Source organism: Ruegeria sp., assembly GCF_965199275.1.
Lineage (GTDB): Bacteria > Pseudomonadota > Alphaproteobacteria > Rhodobacterales > Rhodobacteraceae > Ruegeria.
The window spans coordinates 272,420-292,738 of sequence record NZ_CBDAQX010000009.1; the positions used below are offsets into that span (position 1 = coordinate 272,420).

At 65.7% G+C, this 20,319-nt stretch carries 31 protein-coding genes; 2 read left to right on the forward strand and 29 right to left on the reverse strand.

Features of this window, described 5'->3' with window-relative positions; all coding sequences use genetic code 11:
* The first annotated feature begins 84 nt into the window (after positions 1 to 84).
* Entirely contained in the window at positions 85 to 879 is a 795-nt protein-coding gene (locus tag ACOERD_RS07085; protein WP_419738516.1) for a hypothetical protein, read from the forward strand.
* 40 nt (positions 880 to 919) lie between these two features.
* Here ACOERD_RS07085 and ACOERD_RS07090 read toward each other — a convergent pair whose 3' ends face one another.
* Positions 920 to 1,915 carry a quinone oxidoreductase family protein gene (locus ACOERD_RS07090; RefSeq protein ID WP_419738517.1) on the reverse strand — a complete coding sequence of 332 codons (996 nt, stop codon included), beginning with the start codon at positions 1,913 to 1,915 and terminating at the stop codon, positions 920 to 922.
* Between the two features lie 91 nt (positions 1,916 to 2,006).
* Here ACOERD_RS07090 and ACOERD_RS07095 point away from each other — a divergent pair, with 91 nt between their 5' ends.
* The gene (locus ACOERD_RS07095) at positions 2,007 to 2,843 is read left to right on the forward strand and encodes a LysR family transcriptional regulator (protein ID WP_419738518.1); all 837 of its coding nucleotides are present in this window, start codon (positions 2,007 to 2,009) and stop codon (positions 2,841 to 2,843) included.
* Positions 2,844 to 2,845: 2 nt separating this feature from the next.
* Here the strand turns inward: ACOERD_RS07095 and ACOERD_RS07100 are convergent, their stop codons facing one another.
* The 28 genes from ACOERD_RS07100 to ACOERD_RS07235 all read right to left on the reverse strand — a co-directional run.
* Positions 2,846 to 3,541 (reverse strand): SDR family oxidoreductase, encoded by a 696-nt coding sequence (locus ACOERD_RS07100; RefSeq protein WP_419738519.1) that lies wholly within the window; start codon positions 3,539 to 3,541, stop codon positions 2,846 to 2,848.
* A 10-nt stretch (positions 3,542 to 3,551) separates the two neighbouring features.
* Positions 3,552 to 4,061 (reverse strand): nuclear transport factor 2 family protein, encoded by a 510-nt coding sequence (locus ACOERD_RS07105; RefSeq protein WP_419738520.1) that lies wholly within the window; start codon positions 4,059 to 4,061, stop codon positions 3,552 to 3,554.
* 60 nt (positions 4,062 to 4,121) lie between these two features.
* Entirely contained in the window at positions 4,122 to 5,075 is a 954-nt protein-coding gene (locus ACOERD_RS07110; protein ID WP_419738521.1) for an alpha/beta hydrolase, read from the reverse strand.
* 113 nt (positions 5,076 to 5,188) lie between these two features.
* Complete coding sequence (locus tag ACOERD_RS07115) at positions 5,189 to 5,542, reverse strand: helix-turn-helix domain-containing protein (protein ID WP_419738522.1); 354 nt, start codon at positions 5,540 to 5,542, stop codon at positions 5,189 to 5,191.
* A gap of 327 nt (positions 5,543 to 5,869) precedes the next feature.
* Positions 5,870 to 6,340: a hypothetical protein gene (locus ACOERD_RS07120; protein ID WP_419737728.1), complete on the reverse strand. Its 471-nt coding sequence runs from the start codon at positions 6,338 to 6,340 to the stop codon at positions 5,870 to 5,872.
* Complete coding sequence (locus ACOERD_RS07125; RefSeq protein WP_419738327.1) at positions 6,325 to 7,551, reverse strand: phage minor head protein; 1,227 nt, start codon at positions 7,549 to 7,551, stop codon at positions 6,325 to 6,327. The genes ACOERD_RS07120 and ACOERD_RS07125 overlap by 16 nt, the downstream gene beginning before the upstream one ends.
* A 172-nt stretch (positions 7,552 to 7,723) precedes the next feature.
* Complete coding sequence (locus ACOERD_RS07130; protein WP_419737908.1) at positions 7,724 to 9,295, reverse strand: phage portal protein family protein; 1,572 nt, start codon at positions 9,293 to 9,295, stop codon at positions 7,724 to 7,726.
* 3 nt (positions 9,296 to 9,298) lie between these two features.
* Positions 9,299 to 10,726 (reverse strand): hypothetical protein, encoded by a 1,428-nt coding sequence (locus ACOERD_RS07135; RefSeq protein ID WP_419738328.1) that lies wholly within the window; start codon positions 10,724 to 10,726, stop codon positions 9,299 to 9,301.
* Entirely contained in the window at positions 10,723 to 11,292 is a 570-nt protein-coding gene (locus ACOERD_RS07140; RefSeq protein ID WP_419737724.1) for a phage protein Gp27 family protein, read from the reverse strand. Before ACOERD_RS07140 ends, ACOERD_RS07135 begins: the two co-directional genes overlap by 4 nt.
* Before the next feature lies 1 nt (position 11,293).
* Entirely contained in the window at positions 11,294 to 11,593 is a 300-nt protein-coding gene (locus ACOERD_RS07145; RefSeq protein ID WP_419737723.1) for a hypothetical protein, read from the reverse strand.
* Entirely contained in the window at positions 11,590 to 12,018 is a 429-nt protein-coding gene (locus ACOERD_RS07150) for a hypothetical protein (protein WP_419738523.1), read from the reverse strand. Before ACOERD_RS07150 ends, ACOERD_RS07145 begins: the two co-directional genes overlap by 4 nt.
* A 49-nt stretch (positions 12,019 to 12,067) precedes the next feature.
* Positions 12,068 to 12,322 carry a hypothetical protein gene (locus ACOERD_RS07155; protein ID WP_419737721.1) on the reverse strand — a complete coding sequence of 85 codons (255 nt, stop codon included), beginning with the start codon at positions 12,320 to 12,322 and terminating at the stop codon, positions 12,068 to 12,070.
* The gene (locus ACOERD_RS07160; protein WP_419737720.1) at positions 12,312 to 12,593 is read right to left on the reverse strand and encodes a hypothetical protein; all 282 of its coding nucleotides are present in this window, start codon (positions 12,591 to 12,593) and stop codon (positions 12,312 to 12,314) included. Before ACOERD_RS07160 ends, ACOERD_RS07155 begins: the two co-directional genes overlap by 11 nt.
* Positions 12,594 to 13,403 carry a phosphoadenosine phosphosulfate reductase family protein gene (locus ACOERD_RS07165; protein WP_419738330.1) on the reverse strand — a complete coding sequence of 270 codons (810 nt, stop codon included), beginning with the start codon at positions 13,401 to 13,403 and terminating at the stop codon, positions 12,594 to 12,596.
* A 35-nt stretch (positions 13,404 to 13,438) separates the two neighbouring features.
* On the reverse strand, positions 13,439 to 13,801 hold the full coding sequence (locus ACOERD_RS07170) for a hypothetical protein (RefSeq protein ID WP_419738331.1): 363 nt from the start codon (positions 13,799 to 13,801) through the stop codon (positions 13,439 to 13,441).
* Positions 13,798 to 14,103 carry a hypothetical protein gene (locus ACOERD_RS07175; protein WP_419738332.1) on the reverse strand — a complete coding sequence of 102 codons (306 nt, stop codon included), beginning with the start codon at positions 14,101 to 14,103 and terminating at the stop codon, positions 13,798 to 13,800. Before ACOERD_RS07175 ends, ACOERD_RS07170 begins: the two co-directional genes overlap by 4 nt.
* Positions 14,100 to 14,771, reverse strand: a complete 672-nt coding sequence (locus tag ACOERD_RS07180; protein ID WP_419738524.1) for a hypothetical protein — start codon at positions 14,769 to 14,771, stop codon at positions 14,100 to 14,102. The genes ACOERD_RS07175 and ACOERD_RS07180 overlap by 4 nt, the downstream gene beginning before the upstream one ends.
* Positions 14,768 to 14,989, reverse strand: a complete 222-nt coding sequence (locus ACOERD_RS07185; protein ID WP_419738334.1) for a hypothetical protein — start codon at positions 14,987 to 14,989, stop codon at positions 14,768 to 14,770. The genes ACOERD_RS07180 and ACOERD_RS07185 overlap by 4 nt, the downstream gene beginning before the upstream one ends.
* 24 nt (positions 14,990 to 15,013) lie before the next feature.
* On the reverse strand, positions 15,014 to 15,760 hold the full coding sequence (locus ACOERD_RS07190) for a DUF3164 family protein (RefSeq protein WP_419737797.1): 747 nt from the start codon (positions 15,758 to 15,760) through the stop codon (positions 15,014 to 15,016).
* A 52-nt stretch (positions 15,761 to 15,812) separates the two neighbouring features.
* Entirely contained in the window at positions 15,813 to 15,980 is a 168-nt protein-coding gene (locus ACOERD_RS07195; protein ID WP_419737798.1) for a hypothetical protein, read from the reverse strand.
* On the reverse strand, positions 15,977 to 17,134 hold the full coding sequence (locus ACOERD_RS07200; RefSeq protein WP_419738525.1) for an AAA family ATPase: 1,158 nt from the start codon (positions 17,132 to 17,134) through the stop codon (positions 15,977 to 15,979). The genes ACOERD_RS07195 and ACOERD_RS07200 overlap by 4 nt, the downstream gene beginning before the upstream one ends.
* Positions 17,089 to 17,379, reverse strand: coding sequence for a Mu transposase C-terminal domain-containing protein (locus ACOERD_RS07205; RefSeq protein ID WP_419738526.1), 291 nt, complete (start codon positions 17,377 to 17,379; stop codon positions 17,089 to 17,091). The genes ACOERD_RS07200 and ACOERD_RS07205 overlap by 46 nt, the downstream gene beginning before the upstream one ends.
* The gene (locus ACOERD_RS07210) at positions 17,327 to 18,322 is read right to left on the reverse strand and encodes a DDE-type integrase/transposase/recombinase (RefSeq protein WP_419738527.1); all 996 of its coding nucleotides are present in this window, start codon (positions 18,320 to 18,322) and stop codon (positions 17,327 to 17,329) included. Before ACOERD_RS07210 ends, ACOERD_RS07205 begins: the two co-directional genes overlap by 53 nt.
* A complete protein-coding gene (locus tag ACOERD_RS07215) occupies positions 18,298 to 18,537 on the reverse strand; it encodes a hypothetical protein (protein ID WP_419738528.1) in 240 nt (79 codons plus the stop codon). Before ACOERD_RS07215 ends, ACOERD_RS07210 begins: the two co-directional genes overlap by 25 nt.
* A gap of 121 nt (positions 18,538 to 18,658) precedes the next feature.
* Positions 18,659 to 19,090 carry a hypothetical protein gene (locus ACOERD_RS07220; protein WP_419738529.1) on the reverse strand — a complete coding sequence of 144 codons (432 nt, stop codon included), beginning with the start codon at positions 19,088 to 19,090 and terminating at the stop codon, positions 18,659 to 18,661.
* Positions 19,083 to 19,571, reverse strand: coding sequence for a hypothetical protein (locus ACOERD_RS07225; protein WP_419738530.1), 489 nt, complete (start codon positions 19,569 to 19,571; stop codon positions 19,083 to 19,085). Before ACOERD_RS07225 ends, ACOERD_RS07220 begins: the two co-directional genes overlap by 8 nt.
* Positions 19,564 to 19,890, reverse strand: coding sequence for a hypothetical protein (locus ACOERD_RS07230; RefSeq protein WP_419738531.1), 327 nt, complete (start codon positions 19,888 to 19,890; stop codon positions 19,564 to 19,566). Before ACOERD_RS07230 ends, ACOERD_RS07225 begins: the two co-directional genes overlap by 8 nt.
* 130 nt (positions 19,891 to 20,020) lie before the next feature.
* Positions 20,021 to 20,319, reverse strand: a 299-nt coding sequence (locus tag ACOERD_RS07235) for a hypothetical protein (protein WP_419738532.1), incomplete at its 5' end; no start/stop codon positions are given.

Here is a 20,319-nt window from a genome sequence, read left to right on the forward strand (position 1 = left end):
CCGGACACTGACGGCTTGCAGCAAGGTCGTCGCGCAATTTGAAAGTAAGGAGATTCACCAATCGCTATCAGATCCGCTGCCGTGATGGCAGGCGCCACGGCCCTGTCCTGTTTTCTGTCGAGCGCAGCATACGCCCAGTCCCTGCCTGCGCCGGGTCAGACCGAAGACGGCTGGCGACACACTCTTGGCTTTTTCCTGTTTACGCCGCTGCGCACGCATGGAACGTCAACCGTCTCGGGCGTTTCAGCCGATATTGACCTCGATCTTGGCGACGTGCTGGATGTTCTCGATTTCGCAGCGGCCGGGCGATATGAGGCCTGGAACGGAGACTTTGGTATCATCGTTGACGCCAATTACGTCGGCATCGGAGAGGACACCACCCTCCCCGGCCCGGCCGCCACTGCAGTGGATGTAGATGTGCGCCAAAAATGGTTTGCGGTCATGGGTGCTTATCGCGTGGCGGATGGGACCTATGGTGCCAACAACCAGCGCTACACCGTCGATCTGCAGGGCGGCATTCGCTACAACTCGATCCGGCAGGAAATCAGGTTCACGACTCCGGGGCCGACGAACCCGCCCACCCAAGGCGGTGACGAAGGCTGGATTGAGCCCGTTGTGGGTGCCCGGGGCATGTGGCGTCTCAACGACCGGTGGACCACCATCGCATCGCTGGAACTTGGCGGGTTCGGGGCCGGAGGCAACGATCTTCAGGTTGGCGCAAATATCGGCTTTGACTATCAGCCGTGGGATCGCACCGCGATCACCTTTGGCTACAGATATTTCAGCGTCGACTACAGCGATTCAACGTCAACCGGCCCCTTCGCCTATGATGTCACCCAGCAAGGGCCCTATGTGGGGCTAAAGGTCTTTTTCAACTAGATTCGACCGCCTTGCCGCGACTCGTGTTTGCCGGGCTCGATCACTCTATGCTCAGAACCAGTTTGCCGGTGGTTTCACCGGCCTCCAAACGACGGTGCGCCTCGGCGGCTTGGGCAACGGGTAGGACGGTCACCTGTGGGCGCAGAACACCCGCTTGCAACAATTCAAACACCGCTGCCATATCTGCGCTGAACTGATCTGGGTGGTTGACGAAATATGTGTATATGTCGCTAACCCGGACCGAGACCGACTTCTGAAAGTGTTTCGCCAAATCCTCGGCAAAACTGCCTGCGGGCGGACCGGCAAGGAACCCGAACAGAACTGCAGTGCCCAAAGGCGCCAGAGCGTCGAGGTCTGATTTCAGAGTTTCACCCGAGATCGGGTTCAGCGTCAGATCCACGCCGCGCCCTTCGGTGAGGTCCATCACCCGCTCGGTGACATCCTCGGTGCGATAGTCGATGACGTGATCGGCACCTTGATCGTTTGCATACCCAACCTTGTCGGTGCTGGTCGAAGCGATCACTGTCATTCCCAGATGCTTGGCAATGTGTAGCGCCATGGTGCCAACACCCCCGGCCGCAGCGTGAACCAGTACAGATTTGCCAGCTGCCGCGCCGCCCAGATTGACCAGCATGTGGTAGGCGGTCATCCCATTGACGGGGATTGCGGCTGCGGTTTCGAACTCGACAGTATCGGCCAACCGGGAGACATAGGGCGCAGCGATCACCGACTGGGTGCCGTATCCACCGGCACCAATCTGCCCCATCCACGCTATGCGGTCCCCGACAGAGAACCCTTCGACCCCCTCGCCCAGCGCCTCAACCACTCCGGCTCCCTCGACCCCGGGTACATGAGGCAGGTCGGGCATCATCCCCTCGGGCATTTCACCTCGACGGATGATCGTGTCGATGAAATTGACTGCCGCGGCTTTGTTGCGGATCAGGATTTCCCCGGCATTCGGGGTCGGGGTCGCACGGTTGGTTTCGCGCAAAACACCTGGTTTACCGGTCTGGGTGATTTCAATAGCGAAAGGCATGATCTGTCTCCTTCTGTTGCGCAGAAGGTAGTAGTCACGCTATCTAATGATAATAGTTGATATCGGAAAGAATAATCCCAAAAATAGAATAATGATCTACAACGACCTTGCCCTGTTTACTGTCGTCGCCAACCATCTCAGCTTTTCCAAGGCTGCGCAGCGTCTGGGGATCCCGCTTAGCCGTGTCAGCCGAAGGATTGCAGAGTTAGAGGACCATCTTGGCACCAAGCTGTTTGAGCGAACGACGCGGCAGGTGCGCCTAACGGAAGAAGGCCGCCGCCTTCTGGATCGATGTCAGGACCCGATCGAGGCGTTACAGGGTATCGCGGGCTTTGCCGACGATACCAGACGCCAAAGCATCCGCATTACGGCGCCCCCGCTGGCGGCACGCACGACCGTTGGCCCTCGGTTGTTGGATTTTGCAGCAGAGAACCCGGATGTGGCGTTTGAGATGACCACAACCAATGTCATGCTGGACTTCTTTCGCGACAATATCGATCTGGCCTTTCGCCTCGGCCCCTTGACGGATTCTAGCCTTGTCGCGAAACGGCTTTGGTCAGTTCCCTACTGCTTTTGCGCAGGACAGGACTTCATTCGAGAGCGCGGGTTGGACGGGTCGATTTCCACACCAGACTTTCTTGCTCTGCCCGCCCTTAATGCTGGTCAACCCTGGGTTCTAGAGGGCGGGGAAACACTGCAGCCGAAGTATATCGCGCACAGTTTAACCGACCTTGATGTCATTACTCAGGCGGCCCGTCGCAACCTGGGTGTCGCGATGCTGCCTTCAGATATGGTAAACGGCGAACTGCAACGGCTTGAGGTCACCGATGCCCAACCAATGACGCGGGACATGTTCGCCGTCTATCCCAGCCGCCGCCTGTTGCCCGCGCGGGTCAGGAAGCTGATTGATTTCATGACACCCGGCTGAACCTACCAATCAATTGCAACGCCATCGCGGAAGAACCCTCCGGTCGGGCCACCTTTCGGTAAGGTCGCTGCCCAGACAACGCCCCTGGCACCCTCAGAAATCGGACGTCCCCCGCCCCCCATATCCGTGGCAACCCAACCGGGACACACGGCGTTGACAAGAATGCCCTGAGGTTTCAAGGCGGCAGCGGTCTTGAGGGTCAACGCGTTCAGAGCCGCTTTGGATACGCCATAGCCAGGCGTTCCGGCGGACATGCCGGTCAGCGACCCCGCCCCAGAGGACACGTTGACGATCCGGGCATCCGTGCCTTGTTTTAGCAGCGGCACCGCCGCAATCGTGGTCTCCCAAGGGCCGAAAAGGTTCGTATCAAAGGCGCGACGCACCCGGTCCAAATCGGCGAGGTGAACCTGTTGGTCGGTGTCGTAGTCCACACCAGCGTTGTTCACCAAAACATCAAGGCGGCCATAGGCCGATTCAACCATCAAGAAGAAGGCAGCCGCGACAGAATCCGGACTAGAGACATCCAATTGCAAGGCTTCCGCACCATATCCGATTTCATCCGCAGCAGCCTGCCCTTTTGCCAGATCGCGCGCACCCATCAGAACCTTCATCCCATGGTCTTGGGCCAATTGTCGGGACACTTCTTTACCAATACCGCGGTTGGCTCCGGTCACGAGTGCGATACGCTGACTGGTCATGGTTACTCCTTCAATTCGCCTCGGCAGCGCGCTGGCCGGCAAGAGCCACAAGCCCACGGTCACCGGATTCCCAGATTGCCGTCATGGTCATTGATGTGACAAGCCAGCGGTCGTCTGATTTCTCAAGCTCATAGTCATAGCGGCCACCAAGCACCCACAGGCCATCATCAAGACGATGGGTTGCTGTGAAATCAGCCTGTGCTGTGGCGGATGTATCGGACAGGGAAGTGATGGTGTGATTGGTCACCATATGGTGCGTCGCGTCGAAACCAGGAAGAAAGGCGGACCATCCAGCCACAAGCTCGTCGGCGGGTTGTGTGACCGGGTCTCCGCCCCAGAGGCTGGTATAATCCGTCGTGACAGTATCGGAAAATGCGTCGCGCACGCGGGTCCAATCGTGTCGGTCAGCGCCGGCCGCGATATCGGTGATTGCGGTCGAGATATCGGCCTGTTGTTCAGCAAAAGCTGCGGTTCCGATCATAGAGACGGCCGCAAGGGTCGATGTGAGTTTTCTACGCATGAGGATGCTCCGAATAGATGAGGGTGGACGCCGAACGATTGCTCGGCGTCCAGACAGGGATTAGTTGGTTGAACCGGCGCGGAAGTGGTCAGCGACGGTATCGGCCGCGCGGGTCACATCCTCGGGGTTGTCGTAGAAGTCGAACTGCGTGACATCTTCCAGCCATTGCGCGGTCGCATCGCCTGCGAAACCAGCAAGGAAGGTCTGCACGCCCTGTGGGATCGCCGCGCTTTCCGAGTGCACAATGGCCAGCGGCTTGTCCAAACGCTGCGGATTGTCGGCGGGGTGATAGGTCAGCCAGCCTTCCCAGCCTGCATTGTTCCATTTGTCGTCATATTCGGGGATCCCACCACGGTCGGCCTCATAGTAGTAACCACCGATCGGCATCAGAACGCCCTCGGCACCCTCGGGACCTGCGGCGGGGATGATCTGACCGCCAGCGGCCTCGGCGGCGTGGGACACCTCGATCAGCCCGGCGACACCTTCTGCACCGCCATAAACCGCCTCGACGATCTCTTCATTCTGCAACCAAGGTGCAACCAGACCGAGCCGCTGAACCAGCGGATTGCCAGAGACCGCATCGACCATGTACCCGGCCGAGGCACAGATCCCAAGGCCGTTGATGTGATCTGCGTCTACTTCGGGCAGCGTGGCGATGAACGCGATGGCCGCTTTGATGTCCGAAGTCTTGGCCTCGGGGCTTTCAACGAAGCGCACGTTGTTCGGCAGATCGCCCGATTTGCCCCAACCGCGGAAATCAAAAGTGAAGGCGGCAAAGCCGCGCTCGGCCATTTCTCGGGCATAGTTTGCGGGCATCTGTTCCTGAACCGAGGTCCAGGCCCCGGTCACGACGACTGTGGGCAGCGGTTCTGATCCGCGCTCTTCCGGCAGGTACAGCGTGCCGGACAGCATAGCGCCTTCGTTCTCGAAGGTAACGGTGCGGGTTTCAACCTGCGCGACGGCGGCTGTAGACGCCATAAGCGCTGCGGCGGTGTTCAGAGCGAGGGTGTTCATAGCGATATCTCCCAAAATCTGTCTGGATGGGCATAGGCCCGATGACACCTGAGATACGCTCTCGGCGGCAGGCATACTTGCACCGGACTGCCGCGTTTTTGAAAGATTCTGCTTTAGACGGCATTCGCCGCGCGAAACGCGCGCGGGGTCTGCCCTACCACCTGTTTGAAACTACGCGTGAAATGCGCCTGATCCGAGAACCCACAGGCCAAGGCAATATCACCCAGGGGGCGCGCAGGGTCTTCGATCATCTTAATCGCCTGTTCGACACGGTAAGCCATGACATATTGCATGGGGGTCGAGCCCAGCGTCTCCTTGAAAACCCGTGCAAAATGCGAAGGGCTCATCCCCGCCTCAGAGGCCAGTTGATCGACGGTAATCGTTTGGTCCAAACGGTCCTGCACGTAGGCCAGCACCCGTTGATAATGCTGAGAGGTAAAGTGTGCCACGACAGAATTAATGCTCAATCGGGCCTATCCGGGCCTATCCGGGCCTATCTGGGATGAGGGGCGTTAAACCGCGCAGAATAAGGGGTTTTTCGGGTGCTTGAGGAGGCGTGACGATGAGGGCTCAAAATCGGGCTTGCGACAGTGATTTGCCCAATCTCGACCGCTCAGTGGTTCAGATCGCCGGAAAACGCTGGTTTTTTCTTCGCATTTCAGGGCCCGGAATCGAGCGTATTTTCCACGATCTGCGCAGGCCAGAACACCCGGATTGCGCCGATCGGTCAGAGCGCGTGGCATTGGCGTTTAACGGGGCTTTGAAGATGCGTTTAGGGCCTGTGTTGGGGCGGTTCAGGAACGGGCCCACCAGTTGGGTGGTTCGATCCCGAGGATGTCCCATTGCGGTGTCCAGGCCTTGCCCACGGCATCAGGCCATCCATGCCGGGCTGCGGCCTCTTCCTCAGGGGTATCAAGGCGGTCGATACCGTGACCCTCGACCCATGCGGTGATCTGCGCAATGGCCTCGCGCACGCAATCCCGCAATCGGTGAATCTCTGCGGGTTCGGGCAGGCCCGCACCCCAGGGGAACCGCAGGCCGTTTCTGACAGCCCCGATGGAGCATCTCAGTTCCACGGCGAATCCGGCGCCGCAGGTCGGTTTGCCGGATTTGAGTGTTTGACGGAGCCAGTCCACGGACTGCCCTGGCTCATGATCGTAGAGGAAATCACCGAACATCCGATCATCGAGATCTTCGCGATCACGTGGATCGCACTCGGTGAGACCGTGCCTTTCGAGGTCTTCCCATGTCAGGAAACCAGCCATTCGAGAAGTCCTGCGATCAGTTGCTCCATGCGGTCTTCGCCAAAGCGCATCAGGTTGACGCGGCTGCCCCCGGCGATGGCGTGAGCATAGTTGACGTAGCCTGCGCGGTCCAGTGCGCTGGTGGCGGCATGGGAGGCCAGCCGCTGCATGGCGGGGGCGTTCATGTCGAGACCGGCCGCTTGCTCGTTGATGCGCAGCGTGGCCAGTTGCCAGAGGCGATTGGCGGTGTGGCCAAGCCCGGGGCGGGGATCGGTGGCGCGGAAGAGCGAGCCATCATGGCCCACGGCGACGACGCGCACGAGGCCGGGTCGCTTTTCCAGCTGCTCAAGATCAACAGATGACAGGGCTGCGGAATCGGGATGATTGTGCACGACGCCGATACGGCGGGCCGGGTCTCTCAATATGTCGAGCATCTCCGGAGACAAGTCGACCCGGTCTCGCGCGCCCTCCACCCATTCCACGGGTGCGGCATTGCCGCCACGCACGGGGGTGTCGGCGTCGAGATCGATGGCGGCGAGATGTTCATTGCCGGTTCTGAGGCCGCGTGCGCGGGCTTCGTGGATCAGCCCCAGTTCGATGCCGCGCGCCACCGGGTCCAGGCCCTCGGCGATGGCATCATGGCGGCCCTGCTCGGCGAGGAATGTGGCCCCGGGGTTGGTCTCAAAGCCCGGCGTGATGCCCTTGGGAACCTCAAGGCTGCGCCCGGTGCGGGGATCGGTCAGGCTGCGGGTTTCCATTGGTGGCTCGGTGGCGACGGTCAGGCCCCGGCGTTCCAGCGCGCGGGCGGAGAGCTGGCGGGTGGTACAGGCGCAGAAATAGCCGTTGGGCGGGAAATGCGCGGCCCACCAGATATGATCGACCGGCACAACCAGCCCGTGGAAAGGCTGATGCGCCGCGCGGCGGCTGGCGCGCTGGAGCTGGATATATTCGAGATAGGGAAAGACCTCTTTGGTGCGCTGGATGCGCATCCAGCGTCCGGCGGCATATGCGGTGCGCAGGTTGGTGTCGAATATGACGGCAAGGCGGCGTTTCGAGCCAAGCTGTACGATGCGGGTCTCGCCGGTGAGCGGATCGGTCATGCTCTTGCGGCCCCACCATCCGGCGGCCTTGAGCTTTGGCTCCAGCGCCGCGCGGAACTGCTCCATGGTCCAGCCCCCGGCGATGGCCTCGTCCACGGCTTCGCGGATCGTGGCCAGCAGATCGTCCTGCATCGCCTTGGCGACCACGAAGCCGCGCGCATGGGAGGCGCCCCACCAGTCGCGCCAGGAATAGCGCCCTTCAGGCGGGGCGTAGCCCTTGGCGCGAAAGAACTCTATGGCTTCCCGGGGCTGAAGCGCTGTGGCGGTGGCCAGTGGCGTGAGATCGATCGGGTCAGCCATGGGGTCACGCCTCCGGATCGCTTTCGGGCATCACCGGCGCATCGGCGGTGCCTGCGAGCTGGGCTGCAAAATCAGCGCGCGCGTAAAGCCCGGCCAGCGCTTCGGCGGCTGGGTGGGTGGCCAGTTCCGCCAGCCGGTCGCGCAACGCTTGAAGCGTTTCCGCCTCATCCAGTGCGCCCTGAACGGGAATGAGCGTGGCAGCGGCGGCCTCTGCGGCAATATCGGGGCCGATGAGATGGCCGACCAGCCCGGTGATGGCATCACCCGGGGCGCCGCCGGGCGGCGCGGCAAACTCTGCGGTGGGATCAGACATGTCGGGCGGCCTGTCGGGCCGGGGGGCCGGCTCTTCCCAGACCCCACCATAGGTCTCTTCGATATAGCTGCGCGCGGGGCGCAGGCCGGAGGCCTGGGTGATGTAATAATCGCGTTTTGCGCGGATCTCGAGGTCCTCGGGTGGCGCGGTATCGCGGTAAAGCCGGGGCACGGCAGCCCCGGGAAAGTTCCAGTGGGTGAGCCATGTGGCCACGCTGGCGTGCAGGCATTCGGAAAGCCGATGTTCGTCACTGGCGATGAGGGCCTGAAGGGTTTCATTCTGGACCCTGGCTGTGCCCACATGCTGGCCGATCTCGGAGGTGGCGTGCTGGCCCACCACCGCTTCGGCGATCATGCGATCCAGAGCGGACAGCATGGAGCGGAAGTCTCCGCCCCCCGAGCCTCTACCACCGGCTCCACCGCCGGAACCGGCGGCGGCCAGCGTTTCCACCGACTGGCCCTCGGGCAGCGCGATGCAGCTGGCTGTCACCGCCTGTCCCATGATTGCCAGCAGCGCATCGATCTCCGGTTGCAGCGCATCCTGTCTGTATTTGCCCACCAGCACCGGCGCCCCGAACTTCTCCAGCGCCACCGACCACATGCGCAGCACCTGCCGCTTGAGCCAGACCGGCCAGATGCACCAATGCGCGGCCCCCAGCCCGAAGGGTTGCCCGCCATGGCGCGGCGGGGTGCGGTGCAGGATGTATTTTGCTGGCGGCAGCGGGATCCCGGCCGGATGGCTCCGGGTGATCAGCAGCGGCTCGAGCGTGGTCCGGTCATGGCGGATGAGGCGCGGATCGCGACTGCGGATATCGACCAGCCGGACGCGGTGCCCCTCCACCGCCCAAAGGCATTCGGAGATCGCATAGCCATACCAGATCGCGTGCAGAAGCGCCCGGCTGACCCGGTTCATGTCGAGGCCGCCCAACTGCAAGCGCAGATCGTCGGCGGCCGCCACGTCCCGCGCGCGCGTCCCGCCGGGCTCGATTGTCAGGGGGGCCGCCAGCAACCCGTCGATGCGCTGGCCCAGCACGGCGGTGGCCTTGCTGTCGGTCAGGGCGATCTCGGCGGCGTCCAGTCCGGCGTCATCGCCCGGGACAGCGCCAAAGCCGCCCGGCCCGCCGGCCAGCGCGCTGCCCAGACCTTCCAGCCAGCCTGCGGTCTGACCCCAGATGCCGGTTCCGCCCAGCCGGGCGGTCTGGGCCGGTGCGGCCCGCTCTGCGGTATCGGGGCGCTTGGGCACATCGCTGTCACGGGGATCCATGGCTTACCTCCAGCCAACAGGGCCCGCCAGCGGCGAGCGGATGATGTCAAGATCGGGATCGGCGCGGTAGCCCGCGCCCGCGCCTGGCCCGCCGCCCAGCCCGGCGGAGCTGAGTTGCGGACCCGGCCGCATCTCGAAGGGTCCTGCCACCGAGGCGGCTCCGAAGGCCGCGAGCGCCAGGGCCCAGAAGCGATCGGCATGCCCGTCACTGTCCTTGCGGTCGGCAACAAGGCGCGGCGCCCCGGAGGCCGAGGGTTCGGCGCGCACGGAATGCAGATCATCCCAGAGCGCGGGATCGGCGGGAATGCGAATGCGGCGATCCTCGAAGGCCTCGCGCAGGGCGCCGGCCACATCGAGCTTGCGGGCCGCCGACAGGAGCACCCCTTCCACGGTGAGCGCGCCATGGTCTTCCTGGTACTGCTCGACCACCGCCTCGCCCATGCCGGTCTGATCGACCAGGATGCGCAAGGGGCGGTGCGCGCGCGCAAGACGGCGCATTTCGGCGCGCTGTTCGGCAAAGGTTTTGTTGTCCAGTGTGACAATCTCGCGCAGCCAGAGCGTGCCCCCATCATCTTCCAGCACGGCGGCCACCCAGAGGTCGCGACGGCGCGCCACATCAACACCGATATAGCAGGGACCGGAGCCGCGATGGTCGGGGTTTCCGGCGCGCGCGTCGCGTGAGGCGGCGCGGATGAGATCATAAAGCAGCCAGGCCCCGCCGCCCGCCGAAGGCACGCAGTCGAGCTCTTCCGGCCCGTGGCGGCCATATTGGGCGCGGATGGCGGCCTCCCAGGCGGTTTCGGCCGGCTGCGTGAGCGGTTGATCGGTAAGCTGTGCAATCCGCCCATAGAGCCCCTGAGCGAGCGCGTCACGCAGTGTCACCCGGTGGAGCGTGCCCGGCTGGCGAGCCTCCCGGATATCGCGCACCAGCGTGTTGAACGGGTTGGCCTCGCCGTTATGGGTGGAGATGATCCGCACCCGGCCGCCCCAGGTCAGAAACGCAAGCGCCGCTTTCAGCACCGCGTCGAGCGTGTCGACAAAGGCGGCCTCATCGATCACCGCCACATCGCCCGGACGGCCCTTGCCCCGAAACCCGCGTGGGGAAGAGGTCATGGCGAGGATCTGTTTGCCCGAGGCCAGCGCGATCCGGAAGGCCTGGATGTCGCGGCCCTCATCATGGATCAGAACCTCGCCGGCCGCCCCGGCCGCGATGTCGAGGTCCTCGGCCCAGCCCGCGCAATCGTCGATGAAGCCGCGCGTCATGTCGCGTGCGTAGCTCTGATAGTAGATATCGCCCCGGCCCGTGCCTGCATGCATCACCGCGTGATAGGCCTCGGCCCAGCTGATCCCGATGCGGCGGGACTTCTCGATCACGGCCAGCGGGGCGGGGTCCCCCACCCAGGCCGATTGATAGGGCAGAAGGGTCCTCATGCATCACCACCCTCGACCGCCTGCCGGATCAGGGCGGCAACATCCGGGCTGAGACCGGCCCCGCGCGCGGCCGCCCCGGCCCGTTCTCCCCCGGCGCGGCGCTCGGCCTCGGCCAGGCGTTTGCGTTCCTTGTCGGCCATTGCCTCGCGCAAGCCCGATGAGCTCATGACATCCTTCATCATCCGGCCCAGGAAATGCAGATCACGCGGATCGATCTCCCCGGCCTCCCGGGTCATCTGCGCTTTCATCACCTTGAAGGCCACGGTGGTGATCATCTCGAAGAGCACCGATTGGCGGCGGGCTTCCTCTTCCAGCCCGATCTCGTCCAGCCACCCCGCCGCCCAGCCGGTGGCCTCCTGCTGAAGGCGCGAGAACTCCCGGTGTTCCTGGCCGAACCGCTGCACCGTTGAGCGCCCGATCGTGACCAGCAGCCCCTTCTCGGCCAGGCGGTCATTGAGCGCGTCGGTGATCGTGTCATAGTCGGCAAACCCCTGCGCGGCGAGCTCTTCGCGCAGCCAGTCACGGATGGCCGAGGGCAGAAGATCGATCTTGCGCCGTCGCGGCATGTCACGGCCCCTTTGGTGCGGGCCGCCTCACGCCGGGATGGAGGGCCCGGCCTTGCGCGATATCCACGCCGCGCGCGGTGGCCGAGGCCAGAACGAAGCCCTCATGGTCCTCCAGCGTCACAAGCTCCTGTTCGCTGAGCCAGGCCAGCGTTGAGACCAGCCGGTCGCGCGAGGTGGTAATGCCCAGCCCATTGCAGACATCCATGAGGATCTCCGAGTTGGAGGCATATTCGAGACAGGCCGAAAGATGGGTGAGGATGGCCAGGCGGCGGTGGGCGTCCAGTGTTGCGGCATAGCTCATCTGCGGCTCTCTCCCAGAAGATGGTCCTCGATCCGGGTGATGGCGGCCGAAAGGGTGCCCACGGCCCTGGCATCGCGCTCCATGGCGGTGCGCAACTCCGAGACCGCGCCCGCCTGGCGTTCGATGGCAAGCTGCAGTCCGTGAATGTCCTCGCGGCTGGCCAGTCCGGCCACCGCGCCTTCCAGCCGCGTCAGCCGTTCGGCGTGGCGGTCGAGCCGGTCGGTGACATCTGCCCCGGGTTCGGATCGGGATGGGTGCGGGGAGGCGCTGCGCCGCAAAAGACCCAGCCGCTGCAGGGCCACCACGGCGCCGCCCAGAAGGCCCAGGATCGCAAGGAGCGCGGCAAAGCTCTGCCAGTCTTCAGGGGTGGGCATCATCAGCAGGCCTCCGGGAAAGATATGCGGGCAAAAGGGTCCTGCCCACATTAGCGGCTTTGCGCCACATCAGTCAGCGGACCATGGTCCGCTGCTCTGGTTATACCCGGGGCGGTGCGGGATCGTTGCAGACCGGACAGGGCACACCGCGCCGCACTTCACTGTCGGTCATGTCAAAAAGCCAGCCCGCCTCATGGCCGCAGCGGCCACATGTGAAATGCCCGCCCTTTGCGGTGCGCCAGCCGGGCATCAGGCCCGGAGCCTGCCCCCGGTCATCGGCATGCATCATCACGCGGCGCATCCGGGGTGGGGGCGTCAAACCCGGAAGCCAGGGCTGGCGGCGTTCAGTCTTCACTGTGAACCGCCCGCGCCGCCTCCAGCCACATCAGACAGGCCGCACCCAGATCGCCCCCGTGGGCGACGAGGCCGTAAAGCTGTATTTCCACGATGCCGCAGGCGAGCTGGGGGATTTCCACCTTTGCCCCGGTCTCGATGAGCGCCGTGGTTACCGCCTCGGTGATCGTCTCCACATCCTCCATCCCCGAAAGCCGCTCCAGAAGGGCGGTGCGGGCTGTGGTGCCGGGATCGGCGTTTTTGTCCTGTTCTTCCATATCCATATCCTTCATCTAGGTACATTCTCCCGCTTCCGCCTGGCACAGAGCGCCTTCGGTCTCAAATATCCAGTCCCCCTGGCGCGCCACGAAATCGGCCAGCTCCGCGCAGCTTCCATCCTTGCGCCAGTATGCGCCTGAGGGGGTGTTGCTGAGGCGCGAGGCCAGCGCTTCCATCTCTATCCACCAGGCAAAGCGGTCGGGGTCATCGCGGGCCAGGGCGGCGCGCACGGCCTCTGACTTGAGAAAGCAGCCATCGCAATTGCCCAGGGGTGTGCGCCCGTCCTCACCTGCCAGCGCCAGATCGAAAGGCTGCGCGGCCCAGAACGCGGCCACGTCGCGCCGGGCAATGCCGGCCCCGGCCAGCGGATACCAATTTTGCCATCTTTCTTTGGGATCATATTTCAAGCGCGATTGTTCATCCGCTCGTATACCCAATGCCGTCGTCCAGTTTTTCCAGCCCTGACCCACCAGCCAGCGCTTGGCGGTGCGCACTTTGAGCTCGGCGGTGCAGTAGCGCGCGGCCACATTGGGCAGATGCCGCTTGCGGCGAATGAGCGCCTCAAAAGGCTCGCCGTTTTGCGACGCGGTTGCGTGATCAACCTCGACCGCGCGAGGACCATTGCCATAGCGGTATTCCAGCCAGACAATCTCCACGCCCCAGCGGGTGCCGCATGTCGCGACAAAATCCAGCGTCTCTTCCCTCTCGCGGCCGGTGTTGGTGAAGATCACCCGCACGTGGTCGGGGTCAAGCCCGCCATTGTTTTCAAGAATATGATGCAGCATCAGGGCCGAGGAGCGGCCGCCGGAAAAGGCGATCTGCACCGGGCCTTCAGGCAGGCGGAAGGGATCGGGGGCATTCATCGCGCGCGCGCCTCGCGCCGGTAGCGCCGCACGGTGCCGGTTGCAATACGCAAGGCGCGGGCGATCTCGCCTGTTCCCAGGCCGCGCCCTGTCAGCCACAGCACCACCGCGCGGCGCGCCAGCGGCACCTCCAGCACATGACCGCCACAGCCCTGCATGAGCGCCTGTGCAGGTGCGTGACCCAGAAGGGCGATCAGGGCCTGGCCCTCGGGGCTTTGATCGCGCGCGGGCACCCGCCAGCTCCGCCCGCCATGTTCCAGCGCGATGGCAAGTGCTGCCTCGCGCCCGGCGTGATCGGCAATCTCGGCCAGGGAGGCCGGCAGGGGCGCGGATGCGCAAGTCTGATGCGGGCGGGTCAATGGTCAGGTCTCCGGTGGGCGCTCCTTTGGTGCCGCAGGCTCAGCCGTTCGGCGCGGTTCGAGATCGGCCCGGCCTGGGCGCTGGTTATGGTGACGAGTGCGACCGTGCCATCTGCCGTGCGCCGCAGATGAAACCGCAGGCCCTCGCGGATCACCGCGCCCTCGCCAAAGGTGCGCATGGCGGCCTCCGCGCCCGGCACCTGCGCCGCAATCCGCGCCCTCAGCCCCTCCACATCCACACCCCAGCTGCGCTCGAGCCAGCGCAGCACCGCGTGATCGGTGACATGCAGCGACCCGGTCATGCGCCCTCCTCCGGTGCGGGCCCGGAGCGGGCCAGCATCGCGCGCAGCGACCGGATCACATCGGTGATGCAGCCCGTATCGGTCAGCGCATCCACATCGAGGGGCACAAAGGCCCAATGCGCCCCGAAGCGCGCGCGGATGAAGGCGTTGAGCCCGGCGCGGCCCGGGCGTTTCAGCGCGCCCCGGCGCCCCAGTTCGCCCCAGAGCGCGTGAATGAGGCGCACGTCACCCCTTTTGGCTTTGGGGTGGGGGTTTGCGCCGCTGTGGCTGTCCCGGTGGGCCGCGCTGGCGCCCTTCTGACCGCCCCTGTGGACGCGCCCTGTGCCATCCGGGGCTCCGCCCCTGTGGCCGCCCCCTGTGCCATCCGGGGCTCCGCCCCTGTGGCCGCCCCCTGTGCCATCCGGGGCTCCGCCCGTTCGGCGCTTCATCCGTCCACTGGACGGATGACCGGTTGCACCGGACCGCGCCTCACCCTGCAGCGTGTTGAGATGGGCCAGCAGCAGGACCAGGTCGCGGGCGGACATGTCCCGCATCGACGCCTTGCCGGTCACAGCCAGTTGCACATCATGGCGTGCGTCCGCATCGAGTCCCAGCTTGCGGCAGGCCCCGTGCGCCCCGCGCATCAGCCGGGCGCAGTCCCCTTCGGCATATCGGCGGGTGCGGGTCATGTCACCGCCGCCCCGCCCTGCGCTTTGCGCGCCGCGCGTTCGAACCTCTTCTGCCGCCGCGCGATCCGCATCCGCTGCGCTTTGTGTTCGGGCGCCTTCATCGGCAGGTGCGTGACGGGCAGACCGGAGACCCCCTCGGGGATATGCCTGATCCGCCCGGCCGCCACCGCCGCGTCGATGAGCCTGCGCGCCTCGGCGGAGAGCGGGTCGCGCGTCATGCGGGTGCCAAAGACCGCCACCGCTCAGCCCGCCTTGGCCAGATCGATGCTGATCGGCTCCCAGGCCGCATCGGGGGTGGCGCGGCGATAACAGCGCATATAGGTTTTCGAGCCCACCACCCGCATCGCATCGCGGATCGCTTCCATCGCCCTGCGCCAGCGCCCGTCCGCGATATCGAGCCGCAGCAGGCTGTAGATGCCGGCGCGCGCGATCTCGCCCTCCTTGTCGACCTGGAAGGCGTGGGAGACGATGGTGCGGATCTCGGCGCGGCTGCCCTCGGCCCATTCGGCCAGGCATTCCTCCACCAGGTCGCGCGCCACCTGCAATTCGGGGCCGAAGGCGATGCGATCGGCGATCTGCACCTGCACCTTCATCGTGCCGTCATAGGACATATAGGTGCGGTTGCCCTTGACCGAGCGGCGGCTATGGCCGCCATATTCGGCCTCCAGGATCGCATCAAACCCGCCGATCTCATCAAAGCAATGGGACCGGAACCGCCCGATCTGCCCCGAGAGATCACCGGCAAAATGAATGACCCGGCGCACCATCTCATCCTGCAACTGGTCCTGCGGGCGCACCATCTCGAGCGGCGTCAGCCGCCCTTGTGCGTCGCGCATGTAGCGCGCACCATCAATGTCCACCGTGGCCGCATCGATCCAGTTCAGCGGCGGCAGGCCCAGAGATACGGGACCGGCTTCGCTCTCCGGGTCACAGCCCTGGTCGATCCGGGCCTCGGGGCCCCTGTCGGGATGCGGGTTTGTCTGTGCCATAACATGTCCTTTCGATGTGTTGACTGTTGCAGGGGGTCTTTTGCATCCGCCGTCAGCCCTCGGCCGCGTCCTCAAAATCCACATGCGCGAAGATCGCCGGCAGCCCGTCTTCCAGCCCGACCGCCTCGATCTCGTGAAAGCCGCCCGGGATGTCGGCGATCCAGACCTCCTCATGGGCGGGCAGCTCAGAGAGCCGTTCGATCAGCTCCTCTACGCTCATGACAGCTCTCCCGCCGCCGCTTCGATATCCGCCTCGGAGATCGCCTCGCGCCCGGCCCCGCGCGCGATCATCCAGGCCCGCGCCAGATGGCGGCGCAACCCGTGCAGCCCGCCGGGGCCTGCGGCGGCGGCGATCAGATGTTTCATCTCGCGGGCGCCCGGTTTGCGTCCCAGCGGTCCTGCGGCAATGGCGGCCACATCGTCGCGGGCCAGCGCCTTGAGATCGACCCGCATGCCGATCCGCCCCGTCACCTGCGGACAGCGCGCCAGCGTCATGCGGATGGTGTCATCGCCGATGAGCGCCAGCCCGCAGCCGGCCATGTCGCGAATGCAGCGGAGCTCATCAAGCAGGGGTGCGCGCAGATGATGCGCCTCATCGACCACGATGAGCGCGCCGCGCCCCTCAAGGCCGGCCACAATCGCCTGCTCGGCCTCCATGGAATGGGTCGGGCGTGCCCCCGCGCCAAGGGCTGTGCCGAGCCGCGAAAGCAGCCGGGGCAGGGTCGTGAGCGTCGGCGAGGCGCGCAGCCAGATCGCCTGCGCCCGGCCCGCGCAATGGGTCTCGGCCGCCCAGGTCTTGCCGCGCCCCGAGGGGCCATGGATCAGCGCCAGATCGCCGGCGGCCTGCGCATAGGCCAGGGCGGCACTGACCGCCCGCGTGGCACAGGTCTCGGCATGGGCATCGAGCCGGGCCCCGCCAAAGGCATGGGCGGCGCGCTCGGCGCGGGTATCAAGCCAGCGCCCGATCCGCGCCTCCACGGCGTCATTGTCGCCGCCATAGCTGCCGTTCAGCCAGCTTGAGAGCGTGGGGGCGCTGACCCCGGGACCGATCTCGGCCGCAGCCCTGGCGCGCGACAGGCCAAAGGCGGCCATTTCCGCCTCCACCCGCGCCCGCAGCTCCGCCGGGGCGGGGGCGGGATCGAGGGCGGCAGAAGCGGGATCGGGGTTCGCAGACTTCCCGCGCGCCTCACGCGCAAGGGGTGTGATGTTTTCTGCCGGTTCCATCGGGGCGCCTGCGCCCGCACGGGCCTCGGCCGCCTTGCCGGCCTCCTTGAGTGCCGGCGTCTCATGGGGTTGATCCGCCCGTGCCCCGGTGCTGGAAAAGGCAATCACCTTGCCCGCCGCCTCCTCAGACGCGCTGAGCACATCCTCCATCGCCCCTTTGGGATGTGGGCGCGGGCCAGATCGCGGGGCGTCCTTGCGGGCGGCCCTGTCGCCTTGCGGGCCCGGGTTTTCGCCTGCGCCGCAATACGAGCCAGATCAGCCCCGGTGCGCGCGGGGTCCTCGGCCATGAAGAGAAACCGCCCCTCAGGCGAAAACACGAAAAGACGCGCGGGATCGGCAGGGTCATAGCGCAGCTCCACGCGCTCGCCCACGCGGGTGCCCATCTCCGGGGCCATGTACCAGATACCCCCCCACCGAAAGGCCGTGCTTGGAAATGGTGCGGCGCGGCCCGTCTCCCGAGCGGCTCACCGGCTCGGCCAGCAGCGGATCAAGCGCGCGCGGATCGCTGATCTTTCTCAGCGGCTCCGCCCAAGCCGCCATGCGCTGAAAAGGGCTCCCGCCGGTGCCGCCATGGGCGCGGCGCCCATAGATGGCCTCGACCCAGATGTCGCATTTGCGCTGCAGCTCCGCCCCGGAAAGCGCGATGTCAAAGGTCTCGGCCGCGTCCGTGCCGCGTCTCCGGGACATGGACTTTTTTGCCTCAAGCTTCTTGCGGTCCATCACGTCATGGCCGGTAAAGCCCGGCAGGAAGGCAAAGAGATCGCGCGTCATCGTGCCGAAAAAGCGCTCGATATAAGGTTTTGCCTCGGGCGTATAGGGCGGGCAGATGTCATGCTGGATGCCCAGGTCCGAGAGCACCCGGGTGAGATGGCGCGAGGTGTAGTCCCGGCCCTCATCGGTGCGCGCCACCTCCGGCACGCCCCAGTCGACAAGGCAGCGCCGCAGGAGCGCGCAGATCGCCGTTGCCCGGCTGGTGGGCACCACCAGAACCTTCGCCCGGCGCGCCCAGACATCAATGGCCCCCACGATCGTATGCCGCCCGTCGGTGCAGATCACATCCGCAGGCGTCGAATCCAGTTCCCAGAGCGCGTTGGGCGCGCGCACTTCCGCCGCCGCGCACCCAAGCGCAGGGGCCAGCCGCGCGCGATGCCCGTCAGGATCAGAGACGGCCGAGAGCGCACGGGCGTTCTCCGCATCGCCCCGCCAGGCCTTCAGCCAGCGTTGTGTCGCGCGCAAGGACGGCGCCTTGCCATAGCGCGCCTTCAGCACCCGCTGCACATGGGAGGCGGTCAGGTGTCCCCCGTGCTCATGGATCAGCGCAAGGGCGCAGTCGCGCATCTGCGCGTCACTGAGCGGCCCGCAGCGCCCGCGCCGGGCCGGTCGGTCAGCACCACCAGCCGCGCCTCGGGTGCCAGGCCCTGGCAGGTCAAACGCCAGCGGCGCACGGTGTCACCTGTCACCCCGGCCTCGCGCGCGGCCCGGGCATCCGCATCCGCCCGCGCTATCCCTGTGGCTATCAATCGCTCGGAGGCCGCCACCGCATCGAGCCGCATCCGCGCCTGCGCCAGTGCGGCAGACGAGCGGGGTGCGCTCGGGGGTGCGTCTGAACGAGACGGAAGACCGGCGGAAGGCACCGTGCCTGAACGGGTCTTTGAGGGGGCCTTGAGAGCCCCTTTAGCGGGTTTTGAATTGGACAGGCAGGGGGTCGTGCGGGCGCCTTGCAGGGGTGCTGCAGGGGGCGGGTTTGGCGATATGGCGGGTTTGGGTGGTGCGAATGTCATGGCTATGGCCTGAAATCCCTGCCGGCAAGGGGCCGGCTTGTTCCGGGGTGGCGTCATCAACCGTCATGGCGTCGTGACGGTTTGCATCCGTCGCCAGGCGGGTGAGCGACGCGCTGACTTTTCCGGCCAGCTTCGTAACCCTCTCCTCCAGCGCCCGTCCGATCAGGGCCTCCAGTGACGGGGCCAGGCGGCGGCGTGCATTGCCGTGCAGACTTGCAACCGCGACCGCAAGATCCTCCGATTCCGTCGCAGCGAGAATGCGGCGATAACCCTCCTCCACCATATCAAGGCCTGCCTCGATATCGGCGCGCACACCATCAACCACGCGCCGCGCCGCATCGGGGCCCCGCCCGCTCGGCCTTCAGCGCCTCGATCTCCGCCTTCAGTCGCGCGTTTTCACGCTCGGCACGGCCCCTTGCGGAGCGCTCCGCCATCACGCCGCGCAGCCGGTCCACGGACCAGTTGTAAAGCGAGGCCTCGCCAGAACCGCGTCGCCCCTCTTCCGGCTCCAGCCCCGCCACTTCGGCATGATGCGACCAGCTCAGTTCGTCCCGGCGTCGGGACGGTTCGATCCGCCGCGCCACCGAGGCGCGGTTCTTCAATGTGCCCAAAGGCACGTCCAGCTTTTCCGCCAGCCGCGTCATGTCGCCATAGGCCGTCGGGCGCTCGGCAACCCAGTCACCCATCTCCCAGGCAATGCCGTCAAGGCCACGGTCGAACGCCCTTTCGCGCGCCACAATCGAAAGACCCTTCTCTTCCCATTCGGCATCAAGGCGCGCCTCTATCTGTTCGCGGGGCTCAATCATTGTGCGTCCTCTTTTCCAGTGTGGCCTTGCTGATCTTCGGGTTCCGCAACACGGGGGCGCGTTCGGCCGCCCCTTGAGCCGGTGGCGGGACCGGCCTCACAAGCCGGTAGAGAAAGATGCGCTCCATCGTCATCGGATCGATACCCTGGCGGCAGGCAATCTCCGCGCCGTTGGCGCGCAATTCCGCCACGGCCGCATTCACGGCGCAGACATCCGCCCCCGTCACGATCTCGCGCGTCGAGTGCTCCCGCCCGTCGCGCAAAAACGCGTGCAGGCGCTGCAGGCGCGGGGAGCGGGAGAGGCGCGCCGCATGCATCATGAGCGCCCTCCCCCACAGGGCGCACCGCCACCCGCAGGGGTCTCGTTGAGATGCGCAAGCACCTCCGCCACCATCAGCGCCGCCCCATCACAGGCCTCGATGCGCGCCTGCGCCCGGGCAATGCCACGGGTCACCGCCTTATGATCGCGCCCGCCAAGGGCCGCACCGATGCGCCATACGTGGCTTGCGTGAGGGCAGCGCACAGGCACATGGCCATCTGCCGCGCCTGTGCAACCTCCCGATCCTTGAAACCCCCGCGCAGCGCATCCGCCTCCAGCCCGGCCACATGGGCGCTCACCAGGACAATCCGCGCCAGCGCGCGGTCCTGCCCGCCCGCAGATGCGGCAGCGGCGCAAGCTCGCTGAGCAGGGCGCGCAGCTCCGCGCGCGAAAGGGGCGGTGTGTCGCTTTGCGGGACGGGTGCGTGCCC

What these genes read in the sequence shown, in the direction of transcription:
- ACOERD_RS07085 (WP_419738516.1), top strand. Translation starts at nt 85, where the DNA reads ATGGCAGGCGCCACGGCCCTGTCCTGTTTTCTGTCGAGCGCAGCATAC.
- ACOERD_RS07090 (WP_419738517.1), bottom strand. Translation starts at nt 1,915, where the DNA reads ATGCCTTTCGCTATTGAAATCACCCAGACCGGTAAACCAGGTGTTTTG.
- ACOERD_RS07095 (WP_419738518.1), top strand. Translation starts at nt 2,007, where the DNA reads ATGATCTACAACGACCTTGCCCTGTTTACTGTCGTCGCCAACCATCTC.
- ACOERD_RS07100 (WP_419738519.1), bottom strand. Translation starts at nt 3,541, where the DNA reads ATGACCAGTCAGCGTATCGCACTCGTGACCGGAGCCAACCGCGGTATT.
- ACOERD_RS07105 (WP_419738520.1), bottom strand. Translation starts at nt 4,061, where the DNA reads ATGCGTAGAAAACTCACATCGACCCTTGCGGCCGTCTCTATGATCGGA.
- ACOERD_RS07110 (WP_419738521.1), bottom strand. Translation starts at nt 5,075, where the DNA reads ATGAACACCCTCGCTCTGAACACCGCCGCAGCGCTTATGGCGTCTACA.
- ACOERD_RS07120 (WP_419737728.1), bottom strand. Translation starts at nt 6,340, where the DNA reads ATGGCTGGTTTCCTGACATGGGAAGACCTCGAAAGGCACGGTCTCACC.
- ACOERD_RS07125 (WP_419738327.1), bottom strand. Translation starts at nt 7,551, where the DNA reads ATGCAGGACGATCTGCTGGCCACGATCCGCGAAGCCGTGGACGAGGCC.
- ACOERD_RS07130 (WP_419737908.1), bottom strand. Translation starts at nt 9,295, where the DNA reads ATGGATCCCCGTGACAGCGATGTGCCCAAGCGCCCCGATACCGCAGAG.
- ACOERD_RS07135 (WP_419738328.1), bottom strand. Translation starts at nt 10,726, where the DNA reads ATGAGGACCCTTCTGCCCTATCAATCGGCCTGGGTGGGGGACCCCGCC.
- ACOERD_RS07140 (WP_419737724.1), bottom strand. Translation starts at nt 11,292, where the DNA reads ATGCCGCGACGGCGCAAGATCGATCTTCTGCCCTCGGCCATCCGTGAC.
- ACOERD_RS07145 (WP_419737723.1), bottom strand. Translation starts at nt 11,593, where the DNA reads ATGAGCTATGCCGCAACACTGGACGCCCACCGCCGCCTGGCCATCCTC.
- ACOERD_RS07150 (WP_419738523.1), bottom strand. Translation starts at nt 12,018, where the DNA reads ATGTGGGCAGGACCCTTTTGCCCGCATATCTTTCCCGGAGGCCTGCTG.
- ACOERD_RS07160 (WP_419737720.1), bottom strand. Translation starts at nt 12,593, where the DNA reads ATGAAGGATATGGATATGGAAGAACAGGACAAAAACGCCGATCCCGGC.
- ACOERD_RS07175 (WP_419738332.1), bottom strand. Translation starts at nt 14,103, where the DNA reads ATGACCGGGTCGCTGCATGTCACCGATCACGCGGTGCTGCGCTGGCTC.
- ACOERD_RS07180 (WP_419738524.1), bottom strand. Translation starts at nt 14,771, where the DNA reads ATGACCCGCACCCGCCGATATGCCGAAGGGGACTGCGCCCGGCTGATG.
- ACOERD_RS07185 (WP_419738334.1), bottom strand. Translation starts at nt 14,989, where the DNA reads ATGACGCGCGACCCGCTCTCCGCCGAGGCGCGCAGGCTCATCGACGCG.
- ACOERD_RS07190 (WP_419737797.1), bottom strand. Translation starts at nt 15,760, where the DNA reads ATGGCACAGACAAACCCGCATCCCGACAGGGGCCCCGAGGCCCGGATC.
- ACOERD_RS07195 (WP_419737798.1), bottom strand. Translation starts at nt 15,980, where the DNA reads ATGAGCGTAGAGGAGCTGATCGAACGGCTCTCTGAGCTGCCCGCCCAT.
- ACOERD_RS07200 (WP_419738525.1), bottom strand. Translation starts at nt 17,134, where the DNA reads ATGGAGGATGTGCTCAGCGCGTCTGAGGAGGCGGCGGGCAAGGTGATT.
- ACOERD_RS07205 (WP_419738526.1), bottom strand. Translation starts at nt 17,379, where the DNA reads ATGGCCCCGGAGATGGGCACCCGCGTGGGCGAGCGCGTGGAGCTGCGC.
- ACOERD_RS07210 (WP_419738527.1), bottom strand. Translation starts at nt 18,322, where the DNA reads ATGCGCGACTGCGCCCTTGCGCTGATCCATGAGCACGGGGGACACCTG.
- ACOERD_RS07215 (WP_419738528.1), bottom strand. Translation starts at nt 18,537, where the DNA reads ATGCGGCTCGATGCGGTGGCGGCCTCCGAGCGATTGATAGCCACAGGG.
- ACOERD_RS07225 (WP_419738530.1), bottom strand. Translation starts at nt 19,571, where the DNA reads ATGATTGAGCCCCGCGAACAGATAGAGGCGCGCCTTGATGCCGAATGG.
- ACOERD_RS07230 (WP_419738531.1), bottom strand. Translation starts at nt 19,890, where the DNA reads ATGATGCATGCGGCGCGCCTCTCCCGCTCCCCGCGCCTGCAGCGCCTG.